Source organism: Nonomuraea sp. NPDC050691 (assembly GCF_040654455.1).
Classification (GTDB): Bacteria; Actinomycetota; Actinomycetes; order Streptosporangiales; family Streptosporangiaceae; genus Nonomuraea.
This window is the reverse complement of record NZ_JBFAIA010000149.1, coordinates 1-20,569: the sequence shown is the minus strand read 5'-3', so window position 1 is coordinate 20,569 and position 20,569 is coordinate 1. Positions and strand designations below refer to the sequence as shown.

Sequence of the window (20,569 nt, the reverse complement as noted above, 5' to 3'; positions counted from 1 at the left end):
TTGGTGCGGACCAGGACGCGGGCCTCGGCGAACGAGCCGTCGGCGTTGAGCGTCGTGTTGGCCTGCGCCTTGACGTAACGGTCCTCCTCGTCGGCCGTCAGGTAGTCGACCTGGTCGGTCACCCTGCCGTCGACGACCTTGCGGTAAGGAGTCTCCACGAAGCCGAACGCGTTCAGCCGGCCGTAGGAGGCCAGCGAGCCGATCAGGCCGATGTTGGGACCCTCCGGCGACTCGATCGGGCACATCCGGCCGTAGTGGGACGGATGCACGTCACGCACCTCGAAGCCGGCCCGCTCACGCGACAGACCACCGGGCCCCAGCGCGTTCAGACGCCGCTTGTGCGTCAGACCGGCCAGCGGGTTGATCTGGTCCATGAACTGCGACAGCTGCGAGGTGCCGAAGAACTCCTTGATCGACGCCACGACCGGGCGAATGTTGATCAGGGTCTGCGGCGTGATCGCCTCGACGTCCTGCGTGGTCATGCGCTCACGCACGACCCGCTCCATGCGGGCCAGGCCCAGGCGGACCTGGTTCTGGATCAGCTCGCCGACGCTGCGCAGACGGCGGTTGCCGAAGTGGTCGATGTCGTCGATCTCCACGATCACTTCGCCGTTGGCGCCGGGCATCGACTCCTCGCCCGCGTGCAGGCGCACGATGTACTCGATCGTGGCGACGACGTCGTCCTCGGTCAGGGTGCCCTGGGTGATCTCCGAGTCGACGCCCAGTTTCTTGTTGATCTTGTAGCGACCCACCTTGGCGAGGTCGTACCGCTTGGGGTTGAAGTAGAGGTTCTCCAGCAGGGTCTGCGCCGACTCCTTGGTCGGCGGCTCGCCTGGGCGGAGCTTGCGGTAGATGTCGAGCAGCGCGTCGTCCTGGCCGGCCGTGTGGTCCTTCTCCAGGGTGGCCCGCATGGACTCGTACTGGCCGAAACGCTCGAGGATCTGCTCGCTGGTCCATCCCAGTGCCTTGAGAAGCACGGTGACAGGCTGCTTGCGCTTGCGGTCGATGCGCACACCGACGCTGTCGCGCTTGTCGATCTCGAACTCGAGCCAGGCGCCCCGCGAGGGGATCACCTTGCAGCCGTACAGGTCCTTGTCGGAGGTCTTGTCGGCAGTGCGCTCGAAGTACACACCGGGCGAGCGGACGAGCTGGGAGACCACGACACGCTCGGTGCCGTTGATGACGAAGGTGCCCTTCGGCGTCATGAGCGGGAAGTCGCCCATGAACACCGTCTGGCTCTTGATCTCACCGGTGGTGTTATTGATGAACTCCGCCGTGACGAACATCGGGGCGGAGAAGGTCATGTCCTTGTCTTTGCACTCATCAACCGAGTACTTGGGCGGCTCGAACCGGTGGTCGCGGAACGACAAGGACATGGTCCCCGAGAAGTCCTCGATCGGACTGATCTCTTCGAAGATCTCTTCGAGGCCCGACTGGGTCGGGACGTCCTTGCGACCGGCCTGGCGAGCCGCCTCCACCCGGGCCTTCCACTTCTCGTTGCCGAGCAACCAATCGAAGGACTCGGTCTGCACGGCGAGAAGATCAGGAACTTCGAGGGGCTCCTGGATGCGCGCGAAAGAGACACGACGGGGACCGGCGGGTACGGCGGAGGCGTTGCGCGAGGCTGCCAACAGATGTCCTTCCGAGGGCTCGCAGCGGACTGACTACACGCACACCGGACGCCACACAGCCGATACGGAAGAGGGGACGTCGAGGGCAAGCGCGAAAGGGCAGCATAAAGCAAAACGCAGACAAATGTCCACACATATCTAAATTGTCAACCTCAGTCCCGTAATCAGGATCGCACGTCCATCTGGAAATCGTCAAGCCGCCCCCCGGAACCCTTCTTCACGGGCTCCGAGTCCCGGCGTCTCGCCGTACCTGTGGCTGGTCCAGCACGGACGGCGCGCGCTACGGTACGGCCGCTACGGCAGCTGTGTCGCCCCCATGGCGGCACCCGCCGCCCGCGAGACGACGCTCAAGCTCGTGCCACGCCGAGCTGAAGGAGAGACGGGAGAAGTACTGCCAAAACATGAGCGGGCGAGCACATGACCGACGCGGAGTGCAAGGCCCGCCGGAGGTCGGCGAACCTCCTCGGCGCCTCGCTACGACTTCGTGTCACCACGCCCGGCCGCGCCACGCGCGCGCCGATCAGGAACTCCGCCGCCTGCGGCGCCGCCCAGACGTCACCCGACCGATGTCGCTACGAGATCCCCCTGGCAACCGGCCTTCCACCGCCACCGAAAAAGTGATATCACTTTGCTATCAGGACAAAGTCACGTGGAAGGGAAAGACGATGGCGAACACATCGGGCGAGGCCGCACTTGAGGCCGCCGTCGTGGACATGCCCGCACCGCGCACGAGCGAGCACCCGGTGCGGGCGGCCAACGGGTTCGTGATGCTGGGGGTGGCGACGGCGCTGGTCCTGGCCGGGATCGCGCTGCTCGTCGCGGGGATCGTCATGCTCGCCTCGGGCGCCGGGCAGGGCGGCACGTGGCTGGTCATCGCGAGCATCCTGATGATCCTGCTCGGGTTCTCCCTGTACTTCGGCCTCACCGCGGTGGCGCCGGGCGAGGCCAGGGTGGTGCAGTTACTCGGCCGGTACGTGGGCACCCTTCGCACCCCCGGCTTCCAGTGGGTCAACCCGATCACGGTGCGCCGGCGGGTGTCCACGAGGATCCGCAACCACGAGACGGAAGTGACGAAGGTCAACGACGCCGACGGCAACCCGATCCAGATCGCGACCGTGGTGGTCTGGCAGGTGCAGGACACCGCGCAGGCCGTCTTCGAGGTGGACGACTTCGTGGAGTTCGTGGCCATCCAGGCGGAGACGGCCGTGCGGCACATCGCGGGCACCTATCCGTACGACTCGCACGGCGAGCCCCGGCTGTCCCTGCGCGACAACGCCGACGAGATCAACGAGCGGCTGTCCACGGAGATCGCGGCCAGGGTGTCGTCCGCCGGGGTGAAGGTCATCGAGTCCCGCATCGTCCACCTGGCGTACGCGCCCGAGATCGCCCACGCCATGCTGCGCCGCCAGCAGGCGGGCGCAGTGGTGGCGGCCCGGCAGCGAATCGTCGAGGGGGCGGTCGGCATGGTGGAGATGGCCCTGGCCAGACTCGCCGAGCACGACGTGGTGGAGCTGGACGAGGAGCGCAAGGCGGCCATGGTGAGCAACCTGCTCGTGGTGCTGGTCGGTGACCGCGACACCCAGCCCGTGGTCAACGCGGGCACCCTCTACCAGTAATCACCATGGAGCGGAAGAAGATCCTGCTGCGGCTTGACCCGGTGGTGCATGACGCGCTGGCCAGGTGGGCGGCCGACGAACTGCGCAGCACGAACTCCCAGATCGAGTTCCTGCTGCGCAGGGCCCTCGCCGAGGCAGGACGCCTGCCCGGCGGGGTGGGGCAGATGCGCCCACGCGGACGGCCCAGGAAGGCGCCGGAGGACGACCAAGATCAGGAAGACGAACAGGAGCGGGCGGATGGAGGCGCAAGTGAAGCAGGGTGAGTCACTGACTCGATCGGCCTTTCTCCTGGCCCTGGACCTGCGGAAGGAGAAGCTGGTCCAGCGGGGCAGGCTGGGCTACCTGCTGCGCGCTGCCACCCTCGCCGAGCTGCTGCTGGCGGGCAACCTGGCGGACAGGTCGGGCAAGGCGCACGCTCGCACCGCCCCCGCCGCCAAGCCGGGTTCTCTGCGGGCCGTGGTCTGGGAAGAGATCGCGAACTCGCCGCCCCGCTCGTGGCGGCGGTGGGTGCAGAAGGACAGTGGCAAGGCGGTCCGCCTGGTACGCGACGAGCTGGCGGCCGCCCGGGTGATCAGCGTGGAGCGGCGCCGGATCCTGCTCTTCCCGGTCGAGCGGATCACGCCGCGCAAGGCGTACCTGTCGCGCAGGCTGGCCGAGCGCGTCGGCCGGGCCATTCGCGGCGGCCAGCCGGTCGGGCACCTGGACGAGGACATTCGCGTCCTGGCGGCGCTTGCCACGGCGGCCCAGCTCAAGGCGGTGGTTCCCTCCTGGCGGGAGAGGCGTCGGCGCAGGGAGCGGATCCGGCAGCTGTCCGCGTCCGTCGAGCCGATCGCGACCGCACTGCGCAAGAGCCTCGAGGCGGCGGCGGCCGGAGCGGGCTGACACGGCGAAGCACCGCGGCCACGGTGAAGGATCCCCGGGTGCGCGCCGGGGACGGGGACGCGCTACCCCGAGGTCGCGTTCCACTCGCCCGCGGCGGTGGGGAAGCGACCTTGACGACGATCCGGCGACGACCCGGTGGCCGGGGACGTCCCGAGATCCAGGTGGCCGAGCTGCGTCCGGGAGGTCACGCCGAGTTTGGGATAGGCCTTGTAGAGGTGCTGTGCCACCGTCTTGGGGCTGAGGAAGAGCTGTCCGGCGATGTCGCGGTTGCTGAGGCCGGCCGCCGCCAACCGTACGACCTGGAGTTCCTGGGGCGTGAGCCGGTGCAGGCTCGCGACGTCGGTCCCGTGTCCCGGCCGGGGCTCGCCGGCGGCGTCCAGTTCGGCCCGCGCCCGGTCCGCCCAGGGCCGTGCGCCGAGGTCCTCGAAGATCCGCAGGGCGGTCCTGAGCTGGGTCCCCGCTCTGGCCCGGCTGCGGCGCCTGCGCAGCCACTCACCGTAGGCCAGGCACGTTCTCGCATGCTGGTACGGCTGGGCGCATCGCTCGTGGACCTCGATCGCGGCCTCGTAGTACTCCCCCGCGCCATCGCCCGAGGTCGTCATGGCCCGGCAGCGGAGCGCCATGGCCGAGGCCCAAGGTTGCCTGATCGACCGTGCCCACTCCGTGAACGTCCGCAGCGACCGCTCGGCGACCTCGGTCCGGTTGGCGCGCACTCCCGCCTCGATCAGGTCGGCGGCGCACCAGACGGCGACGATCGGGTGCCGCGCGGCCTCCAGATGGCCGACAGCGTGCGCCGCGCGCCCCACGCCCAGCTCGAGGAGGCCGAGCGCCCACGTGCCGAGCGCCCCGGACGTCGCCACTCCGTGGTCGTTCCCGTAGCGGATGCCCGCCTCGGCCAGCCTCCGGCACCGTTCGTCGTCACCGCTGATCGCGGCCAGCCAGGCCAGCACGCCGCCGAGATGGGCGAAGCGGTGGAGCTGACCGGTGTCGCGGCCGATCTCGAACCCCTCGGTGGCGTTCGCGAGCGCGTCCAGATGCCGTCCTCCGAGCAGCTGCGCCTCGGCGATGATCTCGAGCGCGTGCGGCAGGATCCCGACCATGCCGTGCGTCCGCGCGTGCTCTGCCACGGGCTCGGCGAGCTCGAGCGCGAGCGTGTCCTGTGCCGTGATGAGCGCGAGTGACGCGGCCAGGAGACGTTCGGCGGGCCGGTGAGCCGGCAGGTGGCGCGCCGCCGCGACCAGCTCCTGCATGGGCGTTCCGACGCCGTTTCCTGGCCCCTCGAGCAGGTCGGCCATTGCCCGCATCGCCCTGACCAGGTGCGCCAGGCCCGAGTCCGGTGGCACGTCGATGCGGCCCAGCAGCCCCGCGGCTTCGTGCGCCCGGCCGGCGTCACCGCTGAAGGAGAAGTTGCGGATGGCGTCGGCGAGCATCAGGGCGGCGCGCTCGGGATCCGTACGCTCGATGGATTCCGCGCTCTTCACCAGGACGTCCCCCGCGTCCGACGGGAAGCCCTGCTCGAACTCCACGGCGGCGTGCACCCTCGCCAGACCGGCCAGCAGGGCGGGGTCGCTGGTGAGGGACTCGGCTCGACGCGCGAGGTCACGCGCCTGCCCGAGCTGACCTGACTGGACCGCCGCCTCGGCCGCATAGGACAGCCGCAGGCCGCGCAGGCGGCTGTCGGCGGTCAGGTGGGCGGCCCGTTCGTAGGCGGCGGTCGCGGTGGCGTACCCGGCCCGGCCGCCTGAACGGTGCGCCACCCCTTCGAGGGCGGCCCCGAGGGCGTCATCGGACCGGGTGGCGGCCAGGGCCAGATGCCAGATCCTGCGCTCGGCGGCGTCGCCGTCGCCGTAGGTGAGCAGGACGTCGGCGAGCGCGCGGTGCGCCGCGCAGCGGCGGGTGAAGGGCGCGCCCTGGTAGACGGCCGACCTGACCAGCGGGTGCCGGAAGGCGAGCCGGCCACCGTCGATGCGCACCAGGCCCGCCGTCTCGGCCGACTCAAGGGCCCGCTCGGCCTCGGCCTGCCCGTCGGCCAGGTCCGCGGCCCGCAGGACCAGTTCCAGGTCGCCCGTGTCGTCGGCCGCCGCGAGGAGCAGCAGGCGTCGCGCCGCCTCCGGCAGCGCGTCGACCTGACGGTGAAACGTCTCGTGCAGTTTCCGGGTGACCGGCAGAGCGGCCCGCGGGCCGCCGGAACGCCGCGGATCGGCGACCCCGGCCGTCTTCGCGAACTCGATCAGTGCGAGAGGGTTGCCGAGCGCCTCTTTCATGATCTGTTCACGTAGCCGCGGGGTGAGCTCGGGCGCCTGCTCACGCAGCAGCGCTTCGGCGGCGGCCGGGTCCAGCCCCGTCAGGCGCAGTTCGTCGAGCCCCGCCGGCGCGGGCCAGTCGTCCCCGGCGGCGAACAGCAGCACCACGGCCTCGACGTTCAGCCTGCGGGAGGCGAAGAGCAGCGTGTCCGCCGAGGACCTGTCGAGCCATTGCGCGTCGTCGATCAGGCAGAGCACGGGACCGCAGTCGGCGAGCAGCGTCAGGACCGCCAGCCCGACGAGGAACCGATCGCCGGAGGCGGGGCCGAGTCCCATGGCGCCGCGCAGGGCGGCTGCCTGGGTGCGCGGCAGCTCCTCCAGCCTGTGCATGACCGGCTGAAGGAGCTGGTGCAGCCCGGCGAAAGGGAGTTCGGCCTCGCTCTCCACGCCGTTGGCCCGCAGGAGGCGGAGACCTTCAGCGGCGCCGCGCGCGTGCTCCAGCAGCGCGGTCTTGCCGATGCCCGGCTCGCCTCTGATGATCAGCGCGCCGCTCCCGCCGGTCACCATGCCGGCCAGCAGCGCGTTCACGACCTGCCGTTCCCGCATTCTTCCCGTCAAGGACGACCCGCGCACAGTTGATCATTGTGCCGGTTCTCCTCGTTCTCTGACCAGGGTCAGGGCAGCACGCGGGGGAAGATGCCGGGGAAGGCGTCGAGGGCGTCCCACACGTCGGTGAAGAACTCCCTGCAGTCGCCCGAGCCGTCCAGGTTGCTGCCGCCCGTGTGGACGCCCTTCACCTGGACCCGGCCGTTCGACATGACGAAGTACGTCGGGCCTCCCGAGTCGCCGTGGCCCGTGCACTTGCCGCTCTTGTAGCCGGCCACGACGTTGCGTACGGTCTCGCCGCCGCTGTAACTGACGTTGATCCCGTAGTTGTAGACCTTCCACCCGCACAGCTCGCCGGTCTTGAAGCCGCTGTTGCAGTACTCGTCGCCCAGCCCCGCGCGGCGCGGCGCGAGCTGGCCGATGATCGCGGTGTAGGGGTTGGCGACGGATCCGCGATAGATGTAGTAGCCGCTGGTCGCGTTGGGGATCTCGATCAGCGCGAGGTCGCCCCTGAAGACGCTCTGGCCGGGGAGCAGCGTGGATCCCCGGCCGTCGGTCCAGTTCTCCCTGTCGTTCTTGCTGACCCACCCCATGTAGTTGGTGTCGGCGCCGTTGAAGATGTAGCCGCCTGTGGGGACGCAGTGGCCGGCTGTCAGCATCCCCGACTTCTCGCCCGGCAGCCAGACGGGGATCCCGGACGAGCATCCGAACACGTCGCCGCTGGGAGCCCGGTGGATCGTCATCTCCGCACCCCCTCCCCAGTTGTGGGGTCCGTCGTCGTAACGGCTGGACTTCGAGGGGTTGAACGCGGGATCGACCTCGACGGCGAAGGCGTCCGCCCCGTACCTGGCCGTCAGCGCTTCGAGCATCGCGTCGGTGGCCCTGTTCACCGTGACGATCACCCGGTTGTGCTCGGCGTCGATGCGGGTCATCCGGATGGCCGCGGCGTCGGGGAGGTCCGCGGCCGGCTGCCCGATCGCGCCATCCTTGATCTTCTCCAGTACGGCCTTGCTCCGGGTGACCGGCCGCCGCAGGACGTCCTTGCCCTGATCGGCGGCCAGGCGGTTGCCGGTTCCTGACACCGTTCCGAGCACCACCTGGCCCGTCTCCGGGTCCACCCACGGCTCGCCGAAGTCGTCGGGGTGCTGCTCAGCCAGCTTCCGCGCCTTGTCCAGGGCCAGCGCCGTGGCCTCGGGCAACGTCTTGACATCGGGCGGCTGCGGCGACATCAGCGCGGGCCCGCGCTGGTACCCCGCCGAGGCGAGCGCCGCTGCGGGAAGGGTGCTCACCATGGTGAGAGCTAAGGCTGCCGCCAGGCCTATGGTTCTTCTGCGCACGCGTTTCCTCCACGTCCCGGAAAGCCCTGAATCGCGACAAATCTAGGGACGTGGGAGCGAAACCGAATCTGGAACGCACCCTCAAAAACCGTGCACGCGGGCCGGCTGGAATAGGTAACCCACCCGTCGCCGGCTCCTGGCCTTCCGGGGCGCCGTCGGCCGGGCCGGGAGGGCGGCCCTCGACAGGTGGAGTCTCACGTACCGGATCGGGCGGTCGTCGCCGTCAGGGCCGCGCGCGCCGCGGTGAGGATCTCCTCGGACAGGGGGGAGCCCTTGGTGGCGCGGGCCAGGAGGAGCGCGCCGAACATGGTGCACAGCCGGGTGATGCCGTCCTGGTCGTCGGTGGCGAGCCGGTCGGCGAAGTCGCTGACGCCTTCGGCGTAGACGCGATGGGCCTCGTGGTTGCCGGGTTCGCGCGCCATGTCGCCGGCGAGCGCGGCGACGGGGCAGCCGTCGGCGGGGTTGTCGCGGTGCTCGACGGACAGGTAGGCGTCGATCAGCGCCTGCTGGACGGCGTCGGGTTGTCCGGTGTGCTGTTCGAGCGCGGCGGTGTGGCGCTCGGCGAGTTCGTCGAAGGCGTGCGTGGTGGCTTCGTCGATGAGCGCCTCCTTGGAGGTGAACTGCTTGTAGAAGCCGCCGTGGGTCAGTCCGACCGCCTTCATCAGGTCGGCGACGCTGACGTGCGTGCCCTGCTCCCGGAACAGCCGGGAGGCGGTTTCCACGATCCGCTTGCGGTTCTCCTGTGCTTGCGCCCGCGACGCGCGGCCCATGGGCCACCTCCTGTTTTGGATGTCGGTTGACTTCTATCCTATGCTCCGGTTTAGATTATGAGCATAATCTAACTGCGCGGACCCGTAGGGAGCAGACATGGAACTGAAGAACGCGGTCGCCGTGGTCACCGGCGCCAACCGGGGGCTGGGGCGCCATCTGGCCGCCCAGCTCGTGGAACGCGGAGCGAAGGTGTACGCGGCGGCGCGCCGCCCGCAGAGCGTGGACGTGGCCGGCGTGATCCCGGTGCGTCTGGACGTGACGGACGAGGAGTCCGTCCAGGCCGCGGCCCGGATCGCATCGGACGCGACGCTGCTCGTGAACAACGCCGGGATCTCCACGGGCACTCCCCTGATCGTCAGCGACCTGGAAGCCGTGCGGCTGGAGATGGAGACGAACTTCTTCGGCCCGCTCGCCGTGACACGGGCCTTCGCCCCGGTCATCGAGAGCAACGGCGGCGGCGCCGTGTTCAACGTCCTGTCCGTGCTGTCCTGGTGGCATCCGGCCGGAGTCGGGGCCTACGCGGCGGCCAAGGCGGCCGCCTGGGCGCAGACCAACGCGGTCCGCGAGGAACTGGCACCCCGCGGCATCACCGTCTCGGCACTCCACGTCGGCTTCATGGACACCGACATGGCCGCCGGCATTCCCGCCGAGAAAGCCGACCCCGCCGACGTCGCCGCCCAGGTCCTGCACGGCATCGAGAACGGCCTGCCCGAGATCCTCGCCGACGAGACCACCCGGAACGTCAAGCAGAGCCTGGCCGCCATGCTGAACCCCGCCTGAAGCGGCGTCCGGCCACGACTCCTCGGGTGCGATGCCGCTGCACCGGGCCGGCACCCTGGGCCCCGGTCCGGAGGCGGCGCCCGGACCGGGCAGCGCCGTCGCATTGGCGGTGGTCATCGGTTTCCCGCATCGGTGAACGAGATCGATGCCTGGCTCGTGGGCGGCCGGCAGCTGCCCGCCGGGGAGAAGCCGAGGTGCGTGGTGCGGGTGGGGGTCCCGGCCGGTTCGATGAACGACGCCCGAGGGCAATGGGGGAGCGCGCGGGAAGATCGTACGCATCGAGGACATCGCGGCTCTCGTCACCAGCGGTTAGGCCGACGGCCCGCGCGGGCCATCCTGACGGCCGTGTCCGGTTTCGGCGTCGCCTGCCGGCTCGCACCGGCCCGCGGGTTCCTCGACGCGGTGCCCGAGACGCAGCGCGGTCAGGCGTTCGGCCTGCTGCTGACCGGAACGATGACGCTGCAGGGCCTGGCCGCCGCAGCCGGAGGCGCGCTGGGCGAAGTCGCGGCCCCGGGGCTGGTCGACACACTGGCCGGCGCGGCCTCGGCCATCGCCACCCTGATGTCCTGGTGAACGTTGTCACCCACACGGCGACCCTGACGACGGCCCACGTGCCGAACGCGCCGACAGCCCGGCGGCTACCCGCTGGCCGGGGCGCGTGTCCTCGTGAGTGAGCAGTCCCGACTTGACGAGTCGCTTGAGTCGTCGGCGAGAATATCCGAGGCGACCCCCTCGATCGAGTTGGCCTGCAGCTCTCGGAAGTAGCGACGGTCTCCGAAGACGACGCAAATCACAAGCGGAAGGAGCCGCCGTGCTGAGGCAGGTCGCGGAGGGCGTGCTGATCCACCAGAGCGAGTTCTGCCAAAGCAACGCCGTTGTCGTGCGAGGCCGCGCCGGCGTGCTGCTCATCGACCCCGGGGTGCAGGGCCACGAGATGGCCTGCCTCGCGAACGACCTTCGCGACTTGCGCCAGCCCGTTGTGGCGGGCTTCTCGACGCATCCGCATTGGGATCACCTGCTCTGGCACGCCGGGCTCGGCGCGGCACCTCGCTACGGCACGGCCCGCTGCGCGGCCACGGTCCGAGAACGGCTGTCGGACCCGGCTGTGAAGGCCCGCATCGCCGCCCACCTGATACCGCCGGACATCGCCGAGCACGTTCCGCTGGACCTGCTCGGCCTCATCACCGGCTTGCCCGCCGACACCACGCAGATTCCTTGGGACGGCCCTCGGATCCGGATCATCGAGCATCAGGCGCATGCCCCGGGCCATGCGGCGCTGTTGATCGAGGAGCGCGGCGTTCTCGTCGCCGGCGACATGCTGTCTGATGTCCTGATTCCGATGCTCGACCTCAACGACACCGCGGACCCGATCGAGGACTACCTCGCCGCGCTGCAGCTGCTCGAGAACGCGGCGGGCGACGTCGATGTCCTCGTCCCCGGCCACGGATCCATCGGCGCAGCTGATCAGGTACGCGCACGGATCGACCAGGATCGCGCGTACGTGCACGCCCTGCGTGACGCCCAGGTTCCCGGCGACCCGCGGGTCGGCCCATCGGCCCCGTACGCTTGGGTGTCCGGCGTGCACGAACGGCAACTCCAGCACCTCGCCCGGCGAAGCGAGCGCGACGGGACGCCCGGCTAGCTCGCGGTAGTGTCACCCCAGCGATTCCGCGGCTTCGGCGGCCGCTGTTCCTGGAGCTCAAGGCTCTGCACGTCCGCGAAGCGGGGCAGGCTCGCGCACAGCGACGAGAGGTCATGCCCCGGCGCGCAGCACCGTGCCGGCCGGGCGGACGATGGCGGCCGTCACGTGCCCACGGCGCAGCCAGCAGTGCAGCTCGCTACCCGGTGGGACCAGAAGCAGGACGCCGCCGCGCCGCTCGACCCCGGCCCGCCGCGCCCCCGTCACCGAAACCGAGGACACGACGGCGAACCGGCCCGCGGCCACCTCGTCGAAACGCCGGCCCTCTCGAGGGTGGGTGGAACACCCTGCGGCGTTCCCGATCCCGGGCCGGAAACCAGACACCGCCGGACACGCATCGTTCCGGAAGTCGTCCCACAGAAGTGTTCCAGAAAGGCCGTACGAAGACGAGTTTCGGTACGATCTGGGGGGGAACCGGCAACGATCACTCTCAGGCCGGCATGGAACTCGGCTACGCCCGCGTCTCCACCACCAGGCAGTCCCTCGAACGCCAGCTCGACGCCCTGGCCGCCGCCGGGATCGGCGGCGAACGGATCTACGTCGACAAGAAGACCGGCACCACCGTCGACCGCGACGGCCTGAAGGCCCTGCCGGCCTACGCCCGGCCGGGCGACACCATCGTCGGGCACACCCGGACCGACTCGGCCGCAACCTGCGCGAGGTCCTCAACCTCGTCCACGACCTGGCCGAGAAGAACATCGGCGTCCGGTCGCTGGCCGACCCACTCCCGATCAACACCACCGACGAGGGCATGGGCCGCATCGCCTTCCTGCTGCTGGCCCCGTTCGCCGAGATGGAACGCACCTTCACCGCCGAACGCGCCGCCCACGCCCGCACCGTCGCCGAAGCTCCGGCCGCCAGCTCGGCCGCCCTGTCGCTACGCCGAAGACAAGATCGAGTACGCCCGGCTCCTCAAGGCCCAAGGCGACTCCCTCGGCGTCATCGCCGCCAAGACCGGCATCCCCAAGACCTCCCTGCACCGCTACCTCCGCGATTGACAAGCCGCGGCCGGTCGCGGAATCGAGCGTTTCTGAGACGGCCGCCGGCGCCCGCAGATTGTCGGTGCCCGCGCATGGCGTTGGCTCATCCCCGGACGCCAACGACGACGGGCGCGGGCCGGATGTCCTTCACCGCGCTTCACCCCACGCACTGAGCCGTGCCGACGCGGTGGCGTCCTTGGGTTCCAGCCGCAGCGCCGGTAGGAGAGCGGCCTCGTGTATGAGTGACAGCGTGATCTTCGTCCCGGCGAGGGCTCCCAAGCGTCTCCGCCGTAATCACTCGTGAGCGGGCCATTCCTCGGCCAGGAGCGCGTATGAGAGACCGTCGAGCCATCCCTTGGTGCGGTGGAGTGAGTCTCTCACCGTGTGCTGTTCGCGGCGCATCCCGACCCGCTCCATCAGCCGCCACGAGGATTCGTTGTCGTAGAAGCAGTCCGCGTGCAGGCGGCGCAGGCCAAGACTCTTGAAGGAGATGTCGATGAGGGCGCGTACCGCTTCGGTCGCGTAGCCCTTGCCGCCGTAGGAGGGATCGAGCGTCCACCCGAGCTCTCCTTGAACGCTTTTCGCCTGGTCAGCGACCTCTTCCTGGGCCCAACCGTCCTGGACCTTCAGTGTCAGGTCGCCGATCACCCGGCCGTCCAGTTCGATGATGAGCAGGTTTACGAGCCGCTCCTCGCGGAGGAAACGCTCACGGTAGTCGTCGTAGGCCACTGTGGCGGCCGCGACCCATTCGTGAGTCTCCGGCAGCTGCCGGAAGGCCCAGGTCGCGTCCAGGTCGTCGGGGGCAGCCCGGCGCAACAGCAGCCGCTCGGTGGAAATCGGCCAGTCCAGCGTGTCAAGAGGGTGACGCATGGGCCCTCATACTGACAGCGGGCTGTGGTGACCCACAAACGGATTAATGCGGACGACGTCTCCGACAACGACGCGGCGATCGCCCTACAAGAACCGACAGGACACCGAAGCGACCAGGGCTCCCGGAAACCCGCGTCCTGACAATCACGTGGGCCCGGAGGCCGGGCGGGATTGGTGGGGTGTCACAGGGGCGGGCGGGGTCGTCGGCTCCGTCTGGGGGGCGTCGCGGAGGGCGTCGGCGACGGCGTACCGCGACGCTCGGATGAAGGCGCGTTCAGATCAGTCAGTTTGAAGACAACCTCGGGAATCAGTGCAGAGGACTTCAGGAACCGACACGCGGCCAGTTCCTGGACCGCCAACTGGCAGCCCTCACCACGGCGGGCATCGCGGGTCCGGTCCGGTGGTCGTGAACTCGATCTCGATGGCGATCTCGATGGTGTCGGCGACCACGACGTTGCCGGCGCCGAAGCCGAGCTGGATGTCGACGCCGAACGCGGCCCGGCTGATGGTGGTGGTCGCCGAGAACCCTGTCCGCCTCGCGCCGGACGGATCGTCGACGACGCCGAGGAACTCGGCCTCCAACCCGACGGTCCTGGTGACACCGTGCAGGGTCAGCGAGCCCACCAGGATGAAGCTCCCGCCGTCGAAGCCGCGGACCTCGGTCGAGGTGAACTCGATCTGCGGGTACGTCTCCACGTCCAGGAAATCGGCCGACCGGATGTGCTGGTCGCGCTGTTCGTTGCCGGTGTACACCGAGGCGGAGTCGATGAGGGCGCTCACCTGGCCGCCGTCCTCGCCGACGCTCAGCACCGCCGAGGCGAGCGCGAACGTCCCCCTGACCTTGCCGACGCCCATGTGGCGGACCTTGAAGGAGATGTCGGAATGAACGGGATCGCCGACCCAGGCGCCGGCGGCGAGGGTGCTATCGACGGTGATCATGGCGCGCCTTCGGGTCGGCTTGGGCAGCGCTGTGCCTACTGCGGTTGAGCCGTGGCCTCCCTGTTGCAGATCACGTTGGTGTTGGGGAGCTCGCCTGAGGCCAGGTAGGCGTTGACCGCCTCGGTGACGCAGCGGTTGGGGTACATGCCGTAGAGGCCGTGGCGGCGGACGTTCCGCAGCGTGACCATGCGAGAGGCGGGGAGCGCGCGGTGCAGGGCGGCGGCGCCCTCGTACACGGTGCGGGTGTCGCCCGTGGACTGGACGATCATCGCCGGCCGGTTGTTGCGGACCTTGGTGGGCGCCTCCAGGGGCGCTGCCGGCCAGAACGCGCAGGGGAACACGGTGTTGGCCAGCGGCCCGTACACCGGCTGGGCGGCGCGGCTGCGCTGGATGTTGCGCCAGTACCACTCGGGGTCGCGAGGCGCGGGCGCGTCGCCGCAGAAGACGGCGACGTTCATCGACAGGGCGTTGTCGAGGTCGGCGTCGGGCGGGCTCAGGTACTCCTTCAACGTGCCGGACGGTTCGACGTGTTGGCCCTTGGCGGCTCGGTGCAGTTCTCGTACGATGCCGGCCTGCTGTGCGAAGTAGCGGTCGTCGGAGAGCATTCCGGCGAGAATCGAGGGGATGATGTGCTCGTCGGCTCGATGGTCACCGAGTATCAGCGGCTTGCGGGCGGCCCGCGCGATGATCCCCTCGACCGTCGCGCGCACCTTGCGCCTGGTGCCGCCAAGCCCGTACTCGGCGTCGCGTCCTGCCGTCCAGGAGGCCCAGGCGTCGAGGTACCGCTCGTTGGCCGCGCCTATGCCGGGAAACGTCCGCACCGGATAGCGGGCCGGATCGAGCGCACTGTCGAGCACGACGCGATCGACCAGGGTGGGGAACATCTGGGTGTAGACGGCGCCCAGGTAGGTGCCGTACGAGGTCCCGATGTAGGACAACTTCGGGGCCTTCAGCAGGGTCCGGATCAGATCCATGTCGCGGGCCGTGTTCCGGGTGGTGATGTGAGGCAGAAGGTCGGCGTGCCGCTTCTGGCAGCGCGCCACCTGCTCCTTCTCGTACGTGACGGTGCGCTCGAAGCCCGCGCGGTCCAGCCCGGCCGACCGGAGCCATTCCCCGGCCAGCCGGCAGTTGAGCCGGGTACTGCGGCCTACTCCGCGCGGGTCCATGCCGATCAGGTCGAACCGCCCGGCGAGTGCGGGGCCCATGGCGGCGGAGGTGAGTATGGGGCCATTGAGGCCACGTCCGCCGGGACCGCCGCCGGTGCCGTGCATCAGAACGCCGATCCGGTCCCTGGAGGTGGCCGCCAGCCGCGAGATCGCCACGGTGATCGTGCGGCCCGCCGGGTCGCGGTAGTCGAGCGGCACGGTGATGTCCGCGCAGCGGGCGCCTGCCTCGGCCAGGTCGGCGTCCTGGCAGGTCTTCCATTGGACGGCCTGGCCGGTGAAGCGGGCCATCGGGTCCGTAGCCGTCTGCCCGGCGGCCGGCACGCCGGCCAGGCCCAGGGTGAGGGCGGCCGCGATCGCGGTGGTCAGCATCTGCAACTCCTCAGGATGGTGGCCGCAGCATCGACGACATGCTGCGACCCGTTCGGATCGGTGGATATCTCGTTGACGGTGACGTTGACTGCCAGGCCCCCGTCGGTGACGCCGCCCCTGGTCCGGGTGCCCTCGATCGTCCCGCCGTGGCCCCAGAACGCCCCGCCGCCCGGGATCGGGAAGCGAATCAGCCCGAGGCCGCACTCCGCTCCCTCGGCGATGTCGGCGGGCACCGTACGGCGCATCTCGGCCAGCTCCGCGGACGGCAGCAGACGCCCGGCGAGCAGCGCGGTGAAGAAGCGATTCAGGTCCTGACCGGTGGAGACCAGCGCCCCGGCCGTCCCCACGACGGAGGTGTTGATCCACCTCACCTCGGTGTGATCGGGCGGCATGTACGCGCGGGCGTGTGGCCCCCGCAGGGTCTGCTCGGGATAGCCGGGCCAGTACGTGTGCCGTAGCCCGAGCGGCCGGATGACCCGGCGGGTGATCTCCTCCTCCGCCGGCCGGCCGGTCACGCGCTCGATGAGCAGCCCGGCGACCAGGTAGTTGATGTTGCAGTACTCCCAGCGCGTTCCCGGAGCGAATGCCGGCGGGTGGCGCAGCGCAGCGGCGACCACGTCGGCGGCCCGGTAGTGGCCCCGCGAGTGCTCCGTGACGTCGTGGGCGAAGTCGGGAAACCCGCTCTGGTGCCGCAGGACCTGCCGCACCGTCGCGTCGCTGTCGATCTCCGGCAGGTAGCGGGAGATCGGCCGGTCGAGGGCGACGCGCCCCTCGGCGACGAGTTGGAGGACGGCGGTAGCGGTGAACGCCTTGGTGTTGCTGGCGATCCGGATCCGCGCCAGGCGCGGGAAGGGCCGGCCGGTACGCAGGTCCCCGGCTCCGCTGACGATTTCCACGCTCCGCCCGTCAGGGGTGCTGATGACGGCCTGCGCTCCCGGCAGGCCGTCCCGGGCGACCAGGTCGTGGAGCGCGCGCTGCGCGGGGGTCGTCCGCGACGAGGGGCGGGAGGACGGCGGGGAGGACGGGTGGGCCAACGCCAGAGCGGTGGGTGCCGCCGCCGAAACGGCGAGAAAGCGCCGACGGTCGATCTTGGGTTCTCGCAACGTGCCTCCTTGCGGGCCGGGCCTTCGTTGATCGGGTTCCCGACACTAGGGAGTCACGACGCCCGGGTCGTCATGCTGCGGAACCAACCGCCGCGCGACTTTGGTCGCGTCGCCCCGACCGCACCGTGATAGATCCAGAGGAATGACGAAGCATCCCTTCCGGGCCGACGCCGCACTGGCTGCCGGCTGCTCGGTGTGGCACATCGGGGGCTGGCTGGCGATCGGGCCGGTCCCGTCGGCAGGACAGGCGGCGCTCCTGGGCGCGGCGATGTGCCTGCCGACGCTGCCGCTGGCGTGGCGGCGGACCCGCCCGTGGGTCTCCTTCTGCGGCGTCGTGGCCGGGTATTGCATCTGGCTGTTCACTGTGGGGCCCCACATGACGGGGCAGATCGGGATGATCTTCGTGATGATCTCGCTGTATTCGGCCGCACGGTGGACGGCTCGGCCGCGCAGCCTGGTCGCCGCGGTGATCGTGGGCACCGTGTTGGCCGTTCCGGAACTCGCGCGCACGGCGGCGTCCGGTGCCCCTGTGGCCGAGGTTGTTCTGGAGGGGACGGCGCTGACGGCTTTCCTGTTCGGGATACCCGTGTGCGTGTGGCTGGCCGGGAACGGGCGGCGCCGTGCTCACGAGGACGCGGCGAGACTGCGTGAACTGGCCGAGCGGCTCCGCGCCGAGCGGGAGCTCAACGCCCGCCACGCGGTGCTCACCGAACGAGCCCGCATCGCCGGTGACCTGCACGACGTCGTTGCAGGCCAGGTGAGCGCGATCGCGCTCACCGCCCGTACCGTCGAGGGCAGCGAGCAGGCCCGGCTGATCGCCGCCACCGCCGATCAAGCGCTGGAGGACATGCGGCGCATCATCGGCTTGCTGGCCGACGGCGCCGAGGAGATCGAACCCCGGGCGTCTCTGGCTGACCTGGACCGGCTGATCAAGATTGTCGAGGGAGCAGGATGCCGCGTTACCGGTCCGGCGAGCCTCCCCCGGAGCCTGAGCTCTTCGGTCGAGACGTCCGCGTACCGGATCATTCAGGAGGCGCTCACCAACGTGGTCAAGCACGCCGGGCCGACCGACGTTCAGATCTCCCTGACCCAGGCGCCGCTGACGATCACCGTCACCAACGGCCCGAAGGCCCACGGGCACGAGGCCGAGAGCGGCTCCGGATTAGGCATGATCGGGCTCAGGGAACGCGCTGCTCTGTATGGCGGCACCCTCGAGGCGGGCCCCCACCGGGACGGCTGGCGGGTCAGGGCCGTCCTGCCCACGGCGGAGCGCCCATGATCCGGGTACTCATCGCCGACGACCAGGAGATGGTCCGCAGCGCGCTGCGGATGGTCGTCGACCGCCACGACGACCTGCGCGTGGTGGCGGTGGCCGCCGACGGCGAACAGGCCGTGGCCGCCGCCTTCGCCCACCGACCGGACGTGATCGTCATGGACGTGCGGATGCCCCGCGCGACCGGGGTGGAGGCCACCGAACGCGTCCTGCGCCAGTGGCCGCATCCCGAGCCGCGGCCCCGCGTGATCGTGCTCACCACGTTCGACCTGGACGAGTACGTGCACTCCGCGCTCCGGGCCGGCGCGAGCGGGTTCCTGCTCAAGAACACCTCCCCCGACCATCTCGCCGACGCCATCCGCACCGTCGTCCGGGGTGAGGCCATGCTCGCCCCGTCCGTGACGCAACGCCTCATCCGCAACTTCGTCGCCACCCCGCCGCCCGGCGCCGGCAATCCCCTGGAATTGCTCACCCGGCGTGAGATGGACGTGCTGCTGCTGGTCGCGCAGGGTATGTCGAACGCCGAGATCGGCGCGGAACTCGGCCTGTCCGCCCCGACCGTCAAAAGTCGCCTCAACCGGATCTTCGCCCGGCTCGGCGTCGCCAACCGCGTGCAGGCCGCCCTGCTCGCCCACAACGCCGGCTTGCTGGACCGGCCGGGTTGACCGACCACCTGGTCCTGCCCGGCGCCGGACAACCACTGCGCCGGTACCTCTCCGATCTGACCTGCCTGATACGCGGCAACTACGAATGGGGCATCGTGGTCGGCCGTTACACCAACCCCGACGGCCGCCACCCCGGCGCTGTAAAAGTCACCGGCACGGTCACCGACAGTCCCAGCGCCCTCGGCCCGCCCGAGGACATCCCTTGCATCGGATGGTGGTGGCAAGACATCGGGGTCGAGGAGGAAGTCCGCAGGAATCAGCCGTAGCGCACCATGCCGGAGCATCATGTGGTGGTGCCTCGCTTCCGGCGGGGCAGGCGCTGGGTGGAGGGGCCGGCTGCTGAGGCAACCGGGGACTTCGGCCATCTCACGGTAGGGAGGCTGGCCGGCCCGTCGCACGCAACGCGCGCAGCGCGCGGGCCAGCTCGGGAACAGCGGCCTCCGACTCGGAGTATCGCCCCTGGTCGCAGCCCTGAAAGCGTCAGTTCGTCGGTCCGGACGAGCGCCGTGGGCTATTACTTGAACGGCCCTCCGCCATTGCCCGGCGGGGGCTGTTGTCGATCGCAAACCTGAGACAACCCTCCCGGCATACAGGCGCCGACAACCGGAACCGGCCCCGCGACGACGCGACGTCGCCGCCCGTCCGCCCAGTTCGGGGACCTGGTCATATCCGGCAGAGAATTCCCGGTGCAGGTCAGCGAGGTTCGTCGTCGCGGGTGGTCCAGCCATGCTTGGCGATGAGTTCGGCCGGCGCGTTGCGGAGTTGGTTGATGCGTTCTTGGGCGTCGGGGCCCCGGATGCCGATGGTGACGGCGGAGTCGGCGGCGTGGTAGGTGGTGCGGGAAGGTGTAGTCGGATGGGGTTGCCTCGAAAGGCTACGAGGGCCACGCCACCACCCCATAGGCCGCGGACGGCCGTCTCATGCGATCAAGGAAGCGCTCGGCCGGTACGTGCTGATGGTGTTCACCTACGGGACGCTGCTCGGCCCCGCCCAGGTCGCCGCACACATGCGCGGGCAGATCGTGTTCGGGGGCCCGCTGGTGGTCGCCGCTTACGGAGGATCCGGGCGCGAAGCCGTTTGTTCGGCGCCGTTGTTGTGGGTGCGTTGAGTGATGGTGCCTTCGAGGCCGTCGAGGAGGGCGAGGAGGCCGAATTCCCGGGTGGTGCTGCTTGAGGGGATGGCCACGGTGGTGGCCAGCAGCGGGAAGCGGCTGGCGTTGAGGAGTAGCAGGTCGCGCATGATGGGGGCGGCGCTGCCGTCCGTCCAGGTCTGAGTGCCTTGGGTGGCGGCCGGGTGGGTGGCGCGGATGTGGTGGGACACCATCATGACCGCGTCGAGCCGTTCGCGTTCGGTCAGGGGGGTGTCGGTGAGGGCGCTGAGGGCTGTTTCGGTCCATGCGGTCTCACGTGGACCCATGACGCGGTCGCCCACGGTGACCGACGGCAGCCAGGGGTGGCGCCGCCAGGCGGTGGACAGTCCGCGGGCGTACTCCTCCAGCTTGGCCCGCCAGCCGGCCGCCCCGCTCAGGTCGGGGGGTGTGCCGACCGCCGCCTCGATCATGATGGCCATCAGCTCTGTCTTGCCGTTGACGTAGCGGTACAGGGCCATCTTGGTGAGGCCGAGCTCGGCGGCGATGCGG

19 protein-coding genes and 2 pseudogenes are annotated in these 20,569 nt (G+C 70.1%); 11 read left to right on the top strand and 10 right to left on the bottom strand.

What is annotated here, in order from left to right:
- Nucleotides 1-1,631 (bottom strand): annotated as a pseudogene (locus AB0H81_RS34570) (DNA-directed RNA polymerase subunit beta); the annotation flags it as partial.
- Between the two features lie 665 nt (nucleotides 1,632-2,296).
- Between AB0H81_RS34570 and AB0H81_RS34565 the strand changes: the two are divergent.
- From AB0H81_RS34565 to AB0H81_RS34555, 3 genes are read left to right on the top strand one after another with little or no spacing between them, the layout of a single operon-like run.
- Nucleotides 2,297-3,247: an SPFH domain-containing protein gene (locus tag AB0H81_RS34565; protein ID WP_358383276.1), complete on the top strand. Its 951-nt coding sequence runs from the start codon at nucleotides 2,297-2,299 to the stop codon at nucleotides 3,245-3,247.
- Between the two features lie 5 nt (nucleotides 3,248-3,252).
- A complete protein-coding gene (locus AB0H81_RS34560; RefSeq protein ID WP_358383273.1) occupies nucleotides 3,253-3,510 on the top strand; it encodes a hypothetical protein in 258 nt (85 codons plus the stop codon).
- On the top strand, nucleotides 3,485-4,129 hold the full coding sequence (locus AB0H81_RS34555; RefSeq protein ID WP_358383270.1) for a GPP34 family phosphoprotein: 645 nt from the start codon (nucleotides 3,485-3,487) through the stop codon (nucleotides 4,127-4,129). Before AB0H81_RS34560 ends, AB0H81_RS34555 begins: the two co-directional genes overlap by 26 nt.
- A gap of 62 nt (nucleotides 4,130-4,191) precedes the next feature.
- Here AB0H81_RS34555 and AB0H81_RS34550 read toward each other — a convergent pair whose 3' ends face one another.
- The 3 genes from AB0H81_RS34550 to AB0H81_RS34540 all read right to left on the bottom strand — a co-directional run bounded on the left by AB0H81_RS34550 (nucleotide 4,192) and on the right by AB0H81_RS34540 (nucleotide 9,085).
- On the bottom strand, nucleotides 4,192-6,978 hold the full coding sequence (locus AB0H81_RS34550; protein ID WP_358383267.1) for a LuxR family transcriptional regulator: 2,787 nt from the start codon (nucleotides 6,976-6,978) through the stop codon (nucleotides 4,192-4,194).
- Between the two features lie 68 nt (nucleotides 6,979-7,046).
- Nucleotides 7,047-8,270: a S1 family peptidase gene (locus AB0H81_RS34545; RefSeq protein ID WP_358383264.1), complete on the bottom strand. Its 1,224-nt coding sequence runs from the start codon at nucleotides 8,268-8,270 to the stop codon at nucleotides 7,047-7,049.
- Between the two features lie 239 nt (nucleotides 8,271-8,509).
- The gene (locus AB0H81_RS34540) at nucleotides 8,510-9,085 is read right to left on the bottom strand and encodes a TetR/AcrR family transcriptional regulator (RefSeq protein WP_358383261.1); all 576 of its coding nucleotides are present in this window, start codon (nucleotides 9,083-9,085) and stop codon (nucleotides 8,510-8,512) included.
- Between the two features lie 97 nt (nucleotides 9,086-9,182).
- Here AB0H81_RS34540 and AB0H81_RS34535 point away from each other — a divergent pair, with 97 nt between their 5' ends.
- The 3 genes from AB0H81_RS34535 to AB0H81_RS34525 all read left to right on the top strand — a co-directional run bounded on the left by AB0H81_RS34535 (nucleotide 9,183) and on the right by AB0H81_RS34525 (nucleotide 11,508).
- A complete protein-coding gene (locus AB0H81_RS34535) occupies nucleotides 9,183-9,866 on the top strand; it encodes an SDR family oxidoreductase (RefSeq protein WP_358383258.1) in 684 nt (227 codons plus the stop codon).
- A 345-nt stretch (nucleotides 9,867-10,211) separates the two neighbouring features.
- Nucleotides 10,212-10,439 carry a hypothetical protein gene (locus AB0H81_RS34530; RefSeq protein ID WP_358383255.1) on the top strand — a complete coding sequence of 76 codons (228 nt, stop codon included), beginning with the start codon at nucleotides 10,212-10,214 and terminating at the stop codon, nucleotides 10,437-10,439.
- A 238-nt stretch (nucleotides 10,440-10,677) separates the two neighbouring features.
- On the top strand, nucleotides 10,678-11,508 hold the full coding sequence (locus AB0H81_RS34525; protein WP_358383252.1) for an MBL fold metallo-hydrolase: 831 nt from the start codon (nucleotides 10,678-10,680) through the stop codon (nucleotides 11,506-11,508).
- Between the two features lie 111 nt (nucleotides 11,509-11,619).
- On the opposite strand, the gene AB0H81_RS34520 is transcribed toward AB0H81_RS34525, so the two are convergent.
- Complete coding sequence (locus tag AB0H81_RS34520) at nucleotides 11,620-11,787, bottom strand: hypothetical protein (RefSeq protein ID WP_358383249.1); 168 nt, start codon at nucleotides 11,785-11,787, stop codon at nucleotides 11,620-11,622.
- Nucleotides 11,788-12,005: 218 nt separating this feature from the next.
- On the opposite strand from AB0H81_RS34520, the pseudogene AB0H81_RS34515 reads away from it, so the two are divergent.
- Together AB0H81_RS34515 and AB0H81_RS34510 are read left to right on the top strand one after the other, a co-directional pair.
- A pseudogene (locus AB0H81_RS34515) lies at nucleotides 12,006-12,179 on the top strand (recombinase family protein); the annotation flags it as partial.
- A gap of 38 nt (nucleotides 12,180-12,217) precedes the next feature.
- Complete coding sequence (locus AB0H81_RS34510) at nucleotides 12,218-12,718, top strand: recombinase family protein (protein WP_358383279.1); 501 nt, start codon at nucleotides 12,218-12,220, stop codon at nucleotides 12,716-12,718.
- 121 nt (nucleotides 12,719-12,839) lie between these two features.
- Here AB0H81_RS34510 and AB0H81_RS34505 read toward each other — a convergent pair whose 3' ends face one another.
- The 4 genes from AB0H81_RS34505 to AB0H81_RS34490 form a co-directional block, all read right to left on the bottom strand.
- On the bottom strand, nucleotides 12,840-13,415 hold the full coding sequence (locus tag AB0H81_RS34505; protein WP_358383246.1) for a GNAT family N-acetyltransferase: 576 nt from the start codon (nucleotides 13,413-13,415) through the stop codon (nucleotides 12,840-12,842).
- A gap of 369 nt (nucleotides 13,416-13,784) precedes the next feature.
- On the bottom strand, nucleotides 13,785-14,354 hold the full coding sequence (locus AB0H81_RS34500; protein WP_358383243.1) for a YceI family protein: 570 nt from the start codon (nucleotides 14,352-14,354) through the stop codon (nucleotides 13,785-13,787).
- A gap of 35 nt (nucleotides 14,355-14,389) precedes the next feature.
- Nucleotides 14,390-15,889, bottom strand: a complete 1,500-nt coding sequence (locus AB0H81_RS34495) for an alpha/beta hydrolase (protein ID WP_358383240.1) — start codon at nucleotides 15,887-15,889, stop codon at nucleotides 14,390-14,392.
- Nucleotides 15,883-16,992: a serine hydrolase domain-containing protein gene (locus AB0H81_RS34490; RefSeq protein ID WP_358383238.1), complete on the bottom strand. Its 1,110-nt coding sequence runs from the start codon at nucleotides 16,990-16,992 to the stop codon at nucleotides 15,883-15,885. Before AB0H81_RS34490 ends, AB0H81_RS34495 begins: the two co-directional genes overlap by 7 nt.
- 142 nt (nucleotides 16,993-17,134) lie before the next feature.
- Between AB0H81_RS34490 and AB0H81_RS34485 the strand changes: the two genes are divergently transcribed.
- The 3 genes from AB0H81_RS34485 to AB0H81_RS34475 are packed head-to-tail and all read left to right on the top strand — an operon-like array spanning nucleotide 17,135 to nucleotide 19,196.
- On the top strand, nucleotides 17,135-18,271 hold the full coding sequence (locus tag AB0H81_RS34485; protein ID WP_358383235.1) for a histidine kinase: 1,137 nt from the start codon (nucleotides 17,135-17,137) through the stop codon (nucleotides 18,269-18,271).
- A complete protein-coding gene (locus tag AB0H81_RS34480) occupies nucleotides 18,268-18,930 on the top strand; it encodes a response regulator transcription factor (protein ID WP_358383232.1) in 663 nt (220 codons plus the stop codon). The genes AB0H81_RS34485 and AB0H81_RS34480 overlap by 4 nt, the downstream gene beginning before the upstream one ends.
- Nucleotides 18,927-19,196, top strand: coding sequence for a hypothetical protein (locus AB0H81_RS34475; RefSeq protein WP_358383229.1), 270 nt, complete (start codon nucleotides 18,927-18,929; stop codon nucleotides 19,194-19,196). Before AB0H81_RS34480 ends, AB0H81_RS34475 begins: the two co-directional genes overlap by 4 nt.
- Nucleotides 19,197-19,980: 784 nt before the next feature.
- On the opposite strand, the gene AB0H81_RS34470 is transcribed toward AB0H81_RS34475, so the two are convergent.
- Nucleotides 19,981-20,569 (bottom strand): TetR/AcrR family transcriptional regulator C-terminal domain-containing protein (locus AB0H81_RS34470; protein ID WP_358383226.1); only part of this gene is annotated, 589 nt, incomplete at its 5' end.

Excerpts from the sequence above, each read along its gene's own strand:
- AB0H81_RS34565 (WP_358383276.1), top strand. The coding sequence starts at position 2,297 with ATGGCGAACACATCGGGCGAGGCCGCACTTGAGGCCGCCGTCGTGGAC.
- AB0H81_RS34560 (WP_358383273.1), top strand. The coding sequence starts at position 3,253 with ATGGAGCGGAAGAAGATCCTGCTGCGGCTTGACCCGGTGGTGCATGAC.
- AB0H81_RS34555 (WP_358383270.1), top strand. The coding sequence starts at position 3,485 with ATGGAGGCGCAAGTGAAGCAGGGTGAGTCACTGACTCGATCGGCCTTT.
- AB0H81_RS34550 (WP_358383267.1), bottom strand. The coding sequence starts at position 6,978 with ATGCGGGAACGGCAGGTCGTGAACGCGCTGCTGGCCGGCATGGTGACC.
- AB0H81_RS34545 (WP_358383264.1), bottom strand. The coding sequence starts at position 8,270 with ATGGTGAGCACCCTTCCCGCAGCGGCGCTCGCCTCGGCGGGGTACCAG.
- AB0H81_RS34540 (WP_358383261.1), bottom strand. The coding sequence starts at position 9,085 with ATGGGCCGCGCGTCGCGGGCGCAAGCACAGGAGAACCGCAAGCGGATC.
- AB0H81_RS34535 (WP_358383258.1), top strand. The coding sequence starts at position 9,183 with ATGGAACTGAAGAACGCGGTCGCCGTGGTCACCGGCGCCAACCGGGGG.
- AB0H81_RS34505 (WP_358383246.1), bottom strand. The coding sequence starts at position 13,415 with ATGCGTCACCCTCTTGACACGCTGGACTGGCCGATTTCCACCGAGCGG.
- AB0H81_RS34500 (WP_358383243.1), bottom strand. The coding sequence starts at position 14,354 with ATGATCACCGTCGATAGCACCCTCGCCGCCGGCGCCTGGGTCGGCGAT.
- AB0H81_RS34495 (WP_358383240.1), bottom strand. The coding sequence starts at position 15,889 with ATGCTGACCACCGCGATCGCGGCCGCCCTCACCCTGGGCCTGGCCGGC.
- AB0H81_RS34485 (WP_358383235.1), top strand. The coding sequence starts at position 17,135 with ATGACGAAGCATCCCTTCCGGGCCGACGCCGCACTGGCTGCCGGCTGC.
- AB0H81_RS34480 (WP_358383232.1), top strand. The coding sequence starts at position 18,268 with ATGATCCGGGTACTCATCGCCGACGACCAGGAGATGGTCCGCAGCGCG.